This window comes from Pseudomonas sp. B1(2018), from assembly GCF_003097365.1.
In the GTDB taxonomy this organism is placed as follows: Bacteria; Pseudomonadota; Gammaproteobacteria; order Pseudomonadales; family Pseudomonadaceae; genus Aquipseudomonas; species Aquipseudomonas laurylsulfatiphila.
In genome coordinates this window covers 159,315-170,646 of the sequence record NZ_PYUK01000012.1, presented here as the reverse complement: position 1 = coordinate 170,646, position 11,332 = coordinate 159,315, and the positions used below count along the sequence as shown (strand labels likewise).

The window sequence follows — 11,332 nt, the reverse complement described above, 5'->3', positions numbered from 1 at the left end:
TGGCGTTTTCGGTGTCCAGCCGAGCTGGAAGTGGAGTTACAGGAAGCGCCGTAGCATACATGACCGCGCTCTACCGAGGGAAACCCTGATTGCTGCCACACGTCCTGCGAAAACCGCTGCGAGGGCCGTTGGTCGCGGCGTTCAGCCGGTTTGTTCATGGAAGCTAAGCTCTAACTGGGGAGTAGGTCATATCTTCCAATGAGGTGAGGGATGGTTGAGTCACAGCAAAAAGCTACAAAACCGGAGCTGTACGAAAGGCTGATCGATCGGTTGGCCTTGGCCCTGGAAGCGGCAAGGACCGCTGGCCGGTTGCGCGACGAACGCCCTCTGGAGCTGGAACTGCGTGGCCTGAGCCCCGCAGAGTTTGCACTGGTCAAGGCGTATCTGGATCGCAGTGAACGTGAGACGCACGGATGCTTGTCAGAAGCGGTAAAGCAACTCGACGCACCACGTTCAGCCAAGATCATCTGGCTCAAGGACAAGGTTCCCGGCAGAGACGCGGTAAAGGTCCGGTCTTTGCAGTTCAAATAGGGCACGGTGCCATGCTCCTTGAATTTTTGAAGCATAGTCCTTCCATATTGATTGTCGCATTGCGCCAACCCACTTAGGCTTCGGGCATCTCCAGGAGATGCTCGATGCCGTTCCGTTATTTCGTAAAACAACTTCTTTTGCCGCCCGGCATTCTATTGCTGCTGCTTTTGCTTGCCTGGTGGTTGCGCCGCTCAAGGCCGAGGCTTGCCGGTGTGTGCTTTGGTCTGGGCCTGGGTGGTTTCTGGCTGATGAGCCTGCCGGTGGTTGTGCAATGGAGTGCCAGTCTGCTCGAGCGGGAGCCGCCGCTTGCCCGCAGTGAGTGGGCAGTCCTGGGGCAGCGTGCGGACGCGATCGTGGTCCTCGGTTCGGGGCGCGAGCGCGGTGACGTGGCCTGGGGCGCCGACCAGCCCACGGGTGTCGGTCTGGAACGTCAGCGCTTTGCCGCGCGGTTGGCCAAGGCTTCCGGGTTGCCGGTACTGACCAGCGGCGGCTTGCATTACGGCACGCCGCCCAGCGAGGCGCAGATGATGGCTGACGCCTTGCGTGACGATTTTGGCTTGAGCGTGCGCTGGCAGGAAGGGCGCAGCCGCACGACCTGGGAAAATGCGCAGTTCAGCGCCGAGGTGCTGCTTCCCCAGGGCATCAAGCGTGTGGTGCTCGTGACTCAGGCCTGGCATATGCCACGGGCGGTCTGGAGTTTCCGCAAGGCCGGTTTTGAGGTGGTGCCGGCGCCGGTAGGGTTTCTGGGCGGCGACAACGCGCGGCCGCTGGGGGGCTGGATGCCGGAGTTCAAGGCGATCTGGCAGAACGGGCAGTTGATGAACGAGGCGGTGGGGCAGGTCGGTTATTCGTTGTTTTACCGATAGAGATCAAAAGATCGCAGCCTGCGGCAGCTCCTACAGGGGATTGCATTCCAAATGTAGGAGCTGCCGCAGGCTGCGATCTTTTTCTATACGGTCTTGGCCATCCGGCTGGCAATCAGCGCCCAGCCAAACAACAACACGCAGAGAATGAGCAATGGCCATGAGCGCCATTCCAGGTACGGCGTCAGGTTGTGCATCGGCACCACTTCGCCATACAGGATGCCGCGTTCGAACTGCGGGATCTGATCGGTAATCTGGCCGAACGGGTTGATCAGGCCGGACACGCCGTTGTTGGTGGCACGGATCATCCAGCGGCCGGCTTCCAGCGCGCGCATCTGTGCCATCTGCAGGTGTTGCAACGGGCCAATGGAGGTGCCGAACCAGGTGTCGTTGCTGATGGTCAGCAACAGGTCGCTGCGGGCGGCAAGGCTGGCGGCGAACTCCGGATAAACCACCTCATAGCAGATGAACGGCGCGATCTGATAACCCTTGGCTTGCAGCAGCGGCTGGTCAGCCGGGCCGCGAGCGAAGTCCGACATTGGCAGATCGAAGAAGGCGATCAGTCCGCGCAGGATGTCCTGCAAGGGAACATATTCACCAAAGGGCACCAGTTTTTGCTTCAGATAAGTGCCGTCGCCTTCACCGGTCACGGTGATGCCATTGAAGAAACGCTTCTCGTGGCGTACCTCCATGCGGACCGGGACGCCGGTGATCAACGCCGATTTACGTTCGGCCGCGAAGTTGCCCATCATGTTCAGGTAGCCCTCGGCGGACTCCTTGAGCACCGGGATCGCCGTTTCCGGCCAGATGAGCAAATCGACGCGTTTGGAGCTGAAGCTCATGTCGCGGTACAGCGCCAACTGCGCGTTGAGCTGCGCCGGATCCCACTTCATGCTTTGTTCGATGTTGCCCTGAATGGCGGCGACGCTCAGTGGCGGGCCCGAAGGGCTGGTCCAGGCGTGGTGCTTGAGCGCCATGCCGACCAGCCATGGGCCGACCAGCAGCAATACACCGGCAGCGATGAAGCCCTTGCGTCCCGTGCGAACCAGGCGCAAGCCGTTGTAGATCAACGCCGCTGTCAGTGCCAGGGTAAAGGAAATCAGCCACATCCCGCCGAGGGGCGCGAGCCCGGCCAGCGGGCCGTCGAGCTGGCTGTAACCGGAATACAGCCACGGGAAGCCGGTGAGGAACCAGCCGCGGAAGGCTTCCTGGGCGACCCACAGCGCAGCGAAGGCCAGGGCGTCGGCCAGCGGCGCCTCATTGCGGCGCAGCCAGCGCGCCCAAATCCAGGCGGGCAGGGCAAAGAACCAGGCAATCGCCGCCGTGAACAGCAGCATCAGGAAACCGGCGAGCAACACCGAGGCGCCGCCGAAATGGTGAATGCTGTAGTAGATCCAGCTGGTGCCGGCACCGAACAGGCCGAAACCGAAACACCAGCCGCGCCCCAAGGCTTGACGTGGGCTCAGTTCGCGCAGGCCGGCATAGAACAGGCCGACGGCGAGCAATGCCAGTGGCCAGATATCGAACGGCGCCAGGGCCAGGGTGGTGATTGCACCGGCCGCCACGGCCAGCAGGTTACCGGGCCAGCCGGGGCGGGTTGTCCAGCGCATTTCAATCCTTAGCGAGCAATGGGCGTCAGGCGAAGCAAGTGAATCCGACGGCTGTCGGCGTTCAGGATGCGGAAGCGGTATGGGCCGATTTCAGTGATTTCGTTACGTTTTGGCAGATGCCCGAACGCACTCATCACCAGACCGCCAACGGTGTCGAATTCATCGTCGGAGAACTCGCTGTCGAAAAACTCGTTGAAGTTCTCGATCGGCGTCAGGGCCTTGATCAGGAAATCACCGCTCGGCAGCGGCTTGATGTAGCTGTCCTCTTCGACATCGTGTTCGTCTTCGATGTCGCCGACGATTTGTTCCAGCACGTCTTCGATGGTGACCAGGCCTGCCACGCCACCGTACTCGTCAATGACGATGGCCATGTGATTGTGGTTGGCGCGAAACTCGCGCAACAGCACGTTAAGGCGCTTGGATTCCGGCACGAAGGTGGCCGGACGCAGCAGATCCTTGATGTTGAAGCTGTCGCCGTTCTCCTTGAGGATCAACGGCAGCAGGTCCTTGGCCAGCAACACGCCCATCACGTCATCGTGGCTTTCGCCGATGACCGGGTAGCGCGAGTGGGCCGAGTCGACCACGGCAGGCAGGAACTCGCGGGGTGTCTGGTTCGCCTTGATGCTGACCATTTGCGAGCGCGGGACCATGATGTCCCGCACCTGCAGGTCAGCCACCTGGATGGCGCCTTCGACGATGGCCAGCGCTTCGCTGTCCAACAGTTTGTTCTGGTGTGCATCGCGCAGCAGCTCCAAAAGCTCCTGGCGGTTTTTCGGCTCGTGGGCAAAAGCCTGGGTGAGCTTACCCAGCCATGACTTCTGCCCGTTGCTCGATCGATCTTCGCTCATAGCGATTACTCTGAATCCTTTGTTGTTTCTGTGGGGGATAAATCGGTTTCGTCGTCCGCGTACGGATCGGGAAAGCCCAGTTCTGCAAGCAACGTTCGTTCCAGTGCTTCCATCTCTTCGGCTTCGTCGTCATCAATATGGTCGTAACCAAGCAGATGCAAGCAGCCGTGAATCACCAGGTGTGCCCAATGTGCCTTGAGCTCCTTGCCTTGATCCAGGGCCTCACGCTCGACCACCGCCACGCAGATCACCAGATCGCCCAGCAGCGGGATGTCGAGGAACTCATCCGGCACATCGGCCGGGAATGACAAGACGTTAGTTGCGTAATCCTTTTGCCGCCAGGTGTGGTTCAGCTCGCGTCCTTCGGCTTCGTCGACCAGGCGAATGGTCATTTCCGAGTCGGCGCTGCGCTGGCGCAAAGCCAGTTCGCACCACTGGCGGAACTCGGCTTCGCTGGGGGCGGGGGCTTGGGTAGCGATTTGCAGGTCAAGCTCAAGCATCGCGGCGGCTATCCTTGGCGGCTGCATCATCGGCCGCACGGGTTTCGAAGCGCTCGTAGGCCTCAACGATGCGCTGTACCAGCGGATGGCGCACGACGTCCTTGGGCTGGAAATGGGTGAAGCTGATCCCCGGCACTTCCTTGAGCACTTCAATCACATGGTGCAGGCCGGACTTGGTGCCGCGTGGCAGGTCGACCTGGGTGATGTCCCCGGTGATGACGGCCGTGGAGCCGAAGCCGATCCGGGTCAGGAACATCTTCATTTGCTCGACCGTGGTGTTCTGGCTTTCGTCAAGAATGATGAAGCTGTTGTTCAGCGTACGGCCGCGCATGTAAGCCAGCGGCGCGACTTCGATCACCTGGCGCTCGATCAGCTTGGCGACGTATTCGAAGCCGAGCATTTCGTAGAGTGCGTCGTAGAGCGGGCGCAGGTACGGGTCGATTTTCTGCGACAGGTCGCCTGGCAGGAAGCCGAGTTTTTCACCCGCTTCGACCGCCGGGCGCACCAGCAGAATGCGGCGAATCTGCTCGCGCTCCAGTGCATCCACCGCGCAGGCGACGGCCAGATAGGTCTTGCCGGTACCGGCCGGGCCGATGCCGAAGTTGATGTCGTTACCGAGGATCTCCTTCACATAGCGCAGCTGATTCAAGCCGCGGGGGCGAATCATGCCTTTTTTGGTGCGCAGCGCCACGGACGGTTCGGCGGGGGAGTGGTTGTCCAACTGTTCCACGGCAGACTCCTGCAGGAACAGGTGCACCATGTCCGGCGACAGCTCGGTACCCTTGGTTTCCCGGTACAGGCGGCGCAGTAGGTTTTCCGCGGAGGTGGTGTGTTTGGGCTCGCCGATCAGCTCGAACTGGTTGCCGCGATTGCGGATCTCGATGGTCAGGCGTTGTTCGATCAAGCGCAAATGCTCGTCGAATTGCCCGCACAGATTGGCGAAGCGGCGAGCTTCAAAAGGCTCGAGGATGAAACGATGTGGTTCTATGGGTGCGTTCAAGGTCGTATTTAGCCGCCCTGGGGCAATTGAGATGAAATCAAGGATAACGCCAGTGGCGCGGGTGCGAAAGCTCTTAAAATTTCTAATCTTCGAGACCGCCAGGATCGCAGCCTTCGGCAGCTCCTACATGGCGATGCATTCTTGTAGGAGCTGCCGAAGGCTGCGATCTTTTGGTGTTACTGGATCAGCGAACCCCGCAGCGAATGCGGCTGCGCGGCATCGATGTGCACGTCCGCGAACTGGCCGATCAGGGTCGGATTGTCGCAGCGGAAGTTGACGATACGGTTATTCTCGGTCCGGCCTTGCAGCTCGCCCGGGTCTTTTTTCGAGTAATCGGTCACCAGGATCCGCTGGATCGAACCGACCATTTGTCGGCTGATCTCGAAACCTTGCTGGTTCAAGCGATGCTGCAGGGCATTCAGACGCTCTTTTTTCAGCTCTTCAGGGGTGTCATCGGCCAGGTCGGCGGCCGGAGTTCCCGGGCGTTGGCTATAGACGAACGAGTAGGAAAAGTCGAAGCCGACGTCGGCAATCAGCTTCATGGTTTGCTCGAAGTCTTTCTCGGTCTCGCCCGGGAAGCCGACGATGAAGTCCGAGCTGATGCAGATCCCCGGCACGGCGGCGCGCAGCTTGCGCAGTTTGGATTTGTATTCCAGCGCGGTGTGGTTGCGCTTCATCGCGGCGAGGATGCGGTCCGAGCCCGACTGCACTGGCAGGTGCAGGTGCTTGACCAGTTCCGGCACATCGGCGTGGGCCTGGATCAGGCTGTCGGAGAACTCCAGCGGATGCGACGTGGTGTAGCGGATGCGGTCGATGCCATCGACGGCGGCAACCACGCGGATCAGCTCGGCCAGATCCGCCAGACGCCCGTCATGGGTGAGGCCGCGATAACCGTTGACGTTCTGCCCCAGCAGTGTCACTTCGCGCACGCCGTTTTCGGCCAGGTGAATGATCTCGGCAATCACGTCGTCGAACGGCCGGCTGACTTCTTCGCCGCGGGTGTAGGGCACCACGCAGAACGTGCAGTACTTGCTGCAGCCTTCCATCACCGACACGTAAGCGCTCGGGCCGTCGATGCGCGGCTCGGGCAAATGGTCGAACTTTTCGATTTCCGGGAACGAGACGTCGACTTGCGGCAGCTTGCTGATGCGCGCGGCGTCGATCATTTCCGGCAGGCGGTGCAGGGTTTGCGGGCCGAACACCACGTCGACGTACGGCGCGCGATCGCGGATGGCCGCGCCTTCCTGGCTGGCCACGCAACCGCCGACGGCGATCACCATCTCCGGGTTGGCCAGCTTCAGTTCGCGCCAGCGCCCGAGCTGGGAGTAGACGCGGTCCTGCGCACGTTCGCGGATCGAGCAGGTGTTGAGCAGGATGACATCGGCGTCTTCAGCGCGCGCGGTGACTTCCAGGGCCTGGTGTTCGCCCAGCAGATCGACCATGCGCGAGCTGTCGTACTCGTTCATCTGGCAACCGTGGGTTTCGATGTAAAGCTTCTTGGCCATGGATAGAGTCATCACGTGATTCAAAGAACCGCGCATTATAGGGAACATGAACCCAGGTTCCTACCGCTGCGCGTCCGGCGGCTATGCTATAGTTTGCGCCCTCTTTTTTATCCCTCGATGTGTTACCCGCCCACCATGACCAAACGTGAAGCTCCAATCTACAAGGTGATTTTCCTCAACCAGGGCCAGGTGTTCGAAATGTACGCCAAGCAGATCTATCAAAGTGATCTGTGGGGCTTTCTGGAAGTGGAAGAGTTCGTCTTTGGCGAGCGCACGCAAGTGGTCGTCGATCCGAGTGAAGAAAAGCTCAAGGCTCAGTTCGAAGGCGTGGTGCGCAGTTTTGTGCCGATGCATTCGATCGTGCGTATCGACGAAGTCGAGCGTCTGGGGACACCGAAAATCAGCGAAGCCCGCGGCGCGGTCGGCAATGTCATGCCGTTTCCGATGCCGATGCCTGAGAAGTAAGCCTCAAGATCGAGTCGCCCCTATCGCGAGCAAGCTCGCTCCCACATTTGACCGTATTTCCATGAGAAAACTCGGTCATCTGTGGGAGCGAGCTTGCTCGCGATGGGGCCAGTCAGATCAACGCAAAAATCAGGGAAGCGGCGCGAAAGGCGTACGCCCGTCAGCGCTCTGCAGTTCCATCAAATATTTACGGAAAATTTGCCCGAGCACCTGGGTGGCAAGCTCCAGTTCTTCGCGGGGCATTTTTTCGGTGACTTCGTCAGCGGTGTCCAGTGCATCTTCGGCACCGTTGACCGCCGCCATCTTCAGCAGGATATACGCCTGAACGTTATTGGCCGGTACGCCTTCGCCGTGGAAGAACATGGTGCCGAGCTTGAATTGCGCCTGGGCGTGGCCTTGCAGCGAGGCCTTTTCGAAATAGCTCAGGGCTTGATTGAGATCGCGCGGTGCGTTTTTGCCTTCGTAGTAGAACTCACCCAACTCGTATTGCGCTTGCGCATCCCCTTCATCCGACGCTTTCCGGCAGGCGGCGATCGCCTGTTCCAGGTCTTGCGGCTGGGTATTGAGGGTGCAGCGACCCATCGCTGGGATCAACAACGAGTTGCCGCCTGCTTGTGCGTGCGCGAGCAGGGGCTGAAGAAGCAACAGGCAGCCCAGTGCAAGGGTGCGGCCGGTGCGGTTCATGGGAATCGACTTACCTCTGAAGGGCGCGCGGACCCATCGAGGGATCCAATAAGCGCGCATTATGAAATAAGCAGGGCCAACCTTACAAAGTCTTTACTCGTTTTTCTGCTGCGCGGGAAATATATCTCCCGTTTTGCGGAGGATTTTTGCTGAAAGTGTAGGAATGAAGGTGGGCGTGTAGGTGAAAGCTGACGCTGGCAATGGCCAACGTCAGCGCTACAGCGTTATTTCAAGGCTGCGAAGGCACGCTCGGCGGCGTCCAGGGTCAGTTTCAGTTCGGCTTCGCCGTGGGCGATCGAAGTAAAACCGGCTTCGAAGGCACTCGGTGCCAGGTACACGCCACCTTCGAGCATCAGGTGGAAGAAGCGGCCGAACAGGGCGGCGTCACTGGCCATCACGTCATCAAAAGTCACGATGTCGTCGGCGCCGCTGAAGTACAGGCCGAACATGCCGCCGGCTTGTGTGGTCACGAACGGAATGCCCGCCGCATCGGCGCGCTGTTGCAGGCCGTCGAGCAGGCGAGTGGTGTAGTCGGTCAGCTCGGCGTGGAAGCCCGGACGGCTGATCAGGCGCAGGGTTGTCAGGCCGGCGGCCATCGCCAGCGGGTTGCCCGACAGCGTGCCGGCCTGGTAGACCGGGCCCAGCGGGGCGATGCGCTGCATGATTTCACGCTTGCCGCCGAAACAGCCGACCGGCATGCCGCCACCGATGATCTTGCCGAAGGTGGTCAGGTCCGGCGTCACGCCGTAGTACGCCTGGGCACCGCCGAGGGCGACACGGAAACCGGTCATCACTTCGTCGAAAATCAGCACCACGCCGTGCTTGTCGCACAGGGTCCGCAGGCCTTCGAGGAAACCCGGTGCCGGCGGCACGCAGTTCATGTTGCCGGCCACTGGCTCGACGATGATGCAGGCCGCGTCCTGGCCGACTTCGGCGAGCATGGCTTCAACGGCGTCGATGTCGTTGAACGGCAGGGTCAGGGTGTGTTTGGCGAACGCTGCCGGTACGCCGGCCGAACTCGGTACGCCCTGGGTCAATGCGCCCGAGCCGGCCTTGACCAGCAGGCTGTCGGAGTGACCGTGGTAGCAGCCTTCGAACTTGATGATGCTGTCGCGACCGGTGAAGCCGCGGGCCAGGCGAATGGCGCTCATGGTCGCTTCGGTGCCGGAGCTGACCATGCGCACCATTTCCATCGACGGCACGAGAGAGCAGACCAGGTCGGCCATCTGCGTTTCCATCTCGGTCGGCGCGCCGTAGGACAGGCCGTGCTCCAGCTGCTTGCGCACCGCGTCCAGCACGTCCGGGTGGCTGTGGCCGAGGATCATCGGGCCCCACGAACCGACGTAATCCACATAGCGCTTGTTGTCTTCGTCGGTGACGTAGGCGCCTTCGGCATGCTTGAAGAACAGCGGCGTGCCGCCGACGCTCTTGAACGCGCGAACCGGCGAGTTCACGCCACCGGGAATGTGTTTCTGGGCATTGGCAAACAGCGTTTCGGAACGAGACATGATCGGGTTCTCAGATTTTAAGTAATTCGTTAAAGGCGCGGGCACGGCGGGTGACTTCGGCCGTGCTCTCGGCGCCGAACAGGCCATGCACCACGGCCAGCAGATCGACCCCATGGGCCACCAGCGGAGCGGCGTTGTCCAGGGTGATGCCGCCGATCGCGCAGATAGGCAAGTGCAGTTGCTTGCGCGCCTGGTCGAGCAGTTCGAGGCTGCAGGTCGGTGCGCCGGGTTTGGTGTTGGAGTTGAAGAAGCGGCCGAAGGCAACATAACTAGCACCTTCTTTGGCCGCCTGTTCGGCCAGTTCGAGCTGCGCGTGGCAGGTTGAACCGATGATCGCCTGACGCCCGAGCAGTGCACGGGCCGGAGTCAGCGGGCCATCGGTCTGGCCCAGGTGCACGCCCACATTGAGGCGCGCGGCCAGTTCGGCATCATCGTTGATGATCAGATGGGTCTTGTAGCGTTCGCACAGTTCGCGCAAGGCTTCGGCCTCACGCAGGCGGCGGGCCTCGTCGCTGCTTTTGTCGCGGTACTGCAGCAAGGTGACGCCGCCTTCCAGCGCCGCCTCCACGTACTTGAGCAACTTACCGTCCAGCAAATGGCTGTCGGTAATGGCGTACAGGCCACGTAGTTTCATCGGACAAGCCTCACCGCATTACAAATGGAAGTTACGAACAGAAATCCAGCGGCAGGCGGCGCGGCACAAACTGGCCTTTGCCCAGCTGCTCGGCGTCACGCAGGGTGCGCCATGTGTAGTTAAGCGCGGTCTGCACGGCGCTGGCGAGGTTTTCACCCTGGGCCAGACGACCGGCCAGCGCGCTCGCCAGGGTGCAGCCGGAACCGTGATAACTGCCGGGCAGGCGCTGGCAGGTAAAGGTTTCGCGCAGGCCGTCGCGGCTGTACAGGCGATTGTGGATTTCGGTTTCGTCGCCATGGCCGCCGGTGATCAGCAGGTGTTTGACGAACGGCAGGAGTTTTTCAGCGCATTCGTCCGCGGTGCCTTCGGGCAGTTCGGCGAGGATCCGGGCTTCGGGAAGGTTGGGAGTGGCAATGATCGACAAGGGCAGCAGGCGTTCGCGCATGGCGTAGCCGACTTCGTCCTTGCCCAGGCGTCCGCCGCCGCCGGCACGCAGCACCGGGTCGCAGACCACTGGCAAATGCGGGTGCGCCGAAAGCAGTTCGACCACGGTGTCGACCATTTCCAGGGAACCGAGCATGCCCAGTTTGACCGCCGCGACTTCGGAATCGTTGAGCACGGCATTGGCCTGGGCCAGTACCCACTCACGGTCGAGGACGCGGAAGTCAGTGACATTGACGGTGTCTTGCACGGTCAGGGCGGTGACGGCCGGAGCCGCATGGCAACCCTGAGCGAGCAGGGCTTCGATATCTGCCTGCAAGCCGGCGCCACCACTTGGGTCGTGGCCGGAGAGACAGAGGACAACGGGGCGAGAGCTGTAGATATTCATGGTGCGCGAGCTTACCACCAAACAACGTTTTTCGGGTGTGCGTGCACTTCGGTGTGAGGCGCAGAAAAAGGCAAAAGATCGCAGCCTTCGCCAGCTCCTGCAAGAAGGGCGGATCGACGCAAACCTGTAGGAGCTGCCGAAGGTTGCGATCTTTTGATTTTTTGCCCAAAACAAACAGCTCTATCTCAAAAAAACCTTCGCCGGAACGCCCGTCCTAGAGCCTTTTCATGAAAGATTTCAATGGTGTTTAATGGCCATCAACGGCTATGCTAGAGTGGATCCAAACCAATAACAGGTGATACCGGTTTTACGTCTGCTCAAAAGGAATGGGGGGCTTCCTGACAGAACCGGACAG

At 60.8% G+C, this 11,332-nt stretch carries 12 protein-coding genes; 3 read left to right on the top strand and 9 right to left on the bottom strand.

Annotated elements, in window-relative coordinates; all coding sequences use genetic code 11:
• Positions 1-210 precede the first annotated feature (210 nt).
• The gene (locus tag C9422_RS19930) at positions 211-531 is read left to right on the top strand and encodes a hypothetical protein (protein ID WP_015096967.1); all 321 of its coding nucleotides are present in this window, start codon (positions 211-213) and stop codon (positions 529-531) included.
• Positions 532-635: 104 nt separating this feature from the next.
• Positions 636-1,397, top strand: a complete 762-nt coding sequence (locus tag C9422_RS19925) for a YdcF family protein (RefSeq protein WP_116581871.1) — start codon at positions 636-638, stop codon at positions 1,395-1,397.
• Positions 1,398-1,480: 83 nt separating this feature from the next.
• On the opposite strand, the gene lnt is transcribed toward C9422_RS19925, so the two are convergent.
• The 5 genes from lnt to miaB form a co-directional block, all read right to left on the bottom strand.
• Positions 1,481-3,004 carry an apolipoprotein N-acyltransferase gene (lnt, locus tag C9422_RS19920; protein WP_104451339.1) on the bottom strand — a complete coding sequence of 508 codons (1,524 nt, stop codon included), beginning with the start codon at positions 3,002-3,004 and terminating at the stop codon, positions 1,481-1,483.
• An 8-nt stretch (positions 3,005-3,012) separates the two neighbouring features.
• Positions 3,013-3,852, bottom strand: a complete 840-nt coding sequence (locus C9422_RS19915; RefSeq protein WP_007975860.1) for an HlyC/CorC family transporter — start codon at positions 3,850-3,852, stop codon at positions 3,013-3,015.
• 5 nt (positions 3,853-3,857) lie between these two features.
• Entirely contained in the window at positions 3,858-4,352 is a 495-nt protein-coding gene (ybeY, locus tag C9422_RS19910; RefSeq protein ID WP_116581870.1) for an rRNA maturation RNase YbeY, read from the bottom strand.
• On the bottom strand, positions 4,345-5,352 hold the full coding sequence (locus tag C9422_RS19905) for a PhoH family protein (protein WP_015096962.1): 1,008 nt from the start codon (positions 5,350-5,352) through the stop codon (positions 4,345-4,347). Before C9422_RS19905 ends, ybeY begins: the two co-directional genes overlap by 8 nt.
• Before the next feature lie 176 nt (positions 5,353-5,528).
• A complete protein-coding gene (gene miaB / locus C9422_RS19900) occupies positions 5,529-6,857 on the bottom strand; it encodes a tRNA (N6-isopentenyl adenosine(37)-C2)-methylthiotransferase MiaB (RefSeq protein ID WP_116581869.1) in 1,329 nt (442 codons plus the stop codon).
• A 135-nt stretch (positions 6,858-6,992) separates the two neighbouring features.
• Here miaB and C9422_RS19895 point away from each other — a divergent pair, with 135 nt between their 5' ends.
• Complete coding sequence (locus C9422_RS19895) at positions 6,993-7,322, top strand: DUF1820 family protein (RefSeq protein ID WP_003185742.1); 330 nt, start codon at positions 6,993-6,995, stop codon at positions 7,320-7,322.
• Positions 7,323-7,451: 129 nt separating this feature from the next.
• Here C9422_RS19895 and C9422_RS19890 read toward each other — a convergent pair whose 3' ends face one another.
• The 4 genes from C9422_RS19890 to C9422_RS19875 all read right to left on the bottom strand — a co-directional run bounded on the left by C9422_RS19890 (position 7,452) and on the right by C9422_RS19875 (position 10,977).
• The gene (locus tag C9422_RS19890) at positions 7,452-8,006 is read right to left on the bottom strand and encodes a tetratricopeptide repeat protein (protein WP_116581868.1); all 555 of its coding nucleotides are present in this window, start codon (positions 8,004-8,006) and stop codon (positions 7,452-7,454) included.
• 224 nt (positions 8,007-8,230) lie between these two features.
• Entirely contained in the window at positions 8,231-9,514 is a 1,284-nt protein-coding gene (gene hemL / locus C9422_RS19885) for a glutamate-1-semialdehyde 2,1-aminomutase (protein ID WP_116581867.1), read from the bottom strand.
• Between the two features lie 10 nt (positions 9,515-9,524).
• Positions 9,525-10,148, bottom strand: coding sequence for a thiamine phosphate synthase (gene thiE, locus C9422_RS19880; protein ID WP_116581866.1), 624 nt, complete (start codon positions 10,146-10,148; stop codon positions 9,525-9,527).
• 31 nt (positions 10,149-10,179) lie between these two features.
• Positions 10,180-10,977: a hydroxymethylpyrimidine/phosphomethylpyrimidine kinase gene (locus tag C9422_RS19875; RefSeq protein ID WP_057713171.1), complete on the bottom strand. Its 798-nt coding sequence runs from the start codon at positions 10,975-10,977 to the stop codon at positions 10,180-10,182.
• Between the last annotated feature and the right edge of the window lie 355 nt (positions 10,978-11,332).

Excerpts from the sequence above, each read along its gene's own strand:
- C9422_RS19930 (WP_015096967.1), top strand. The coding sequence starts at position 211 with ATGGTTGAGTCACAGCAAAAAGCTACAAAACCGGAGCTGTACGAAAGG.
- C9422_RS19925 (WP_116581871.1), top strand. The coding sequence starts at position 636 with ATGCCGTTCCGTTATTTCGTAAAACAACTTCTTTTGCCGCCCGGCATT.
- lnt (WP_104451339.1), bottom strand. The coding sequence starts at position 3,004 with ATGCGCTGGACAACCCGCCCCGGCTGGCCCGGTAACCTGCTGGCCGTG.
- C9422_RS19915 (WP_007975860.1), bottom strand. The coding sequence starts at position 3,852 with ATGAGCGAAGATCGATCGAGCAACGGGCAGAAGTCATGGCTGGGTAAG.
- ybeY (WP_116581870.1), bottom strand. The coding sequence starts at position 4,352 with ATGCTTGAGCTTGACCTGCAAATCGCTACCCAAGCCCCCGCCCCCAGC.
- miaB (WP_116581869.1), bottom strand. The coding sequence starts at position 6,857 with ATGGCCAAGAAGCTTTACATCGAAACCCACGGTTGCCAGATGAACGAG.
- C9422_RS19895 (WP_003185742.1), top strand. The coding sequence starts at position 6,993 with ATGACCAAACGTGAAGCTCCAATCTACAAGGTGATTTTCCTCAACCAG.
- C9422_RS19890 (WP_116581868.1), bottom strand. The coding sequence starts at position 8,006 with ATGAACCGCACCGGCCGCACCCTTGCACTGGGCTGCCTGTTGCTTCTT.
- hemL (WP_116581867.1), bottom strand. The coding sequence starts at position 9,514 with ATGTCTCGTTCCGAAACGCTGTTTGCCAATGCCCAGAAACACATTCCC.
- thiE (WP_116581866.1), bottom strand. The coding sequence starts at position 10,148 with ATGAAACTACGTGGCCTGTACGCCATTACCGACAGCCATTTGCTGGAC.
- C9422_RS19875 (WP_057713171.1), bottom strand. The coding sequence starts at position 10,977 with ATGAATATCTACAGCTCTCGCCCCGTTGTCCTCTGTCTCTCCGGCCAC.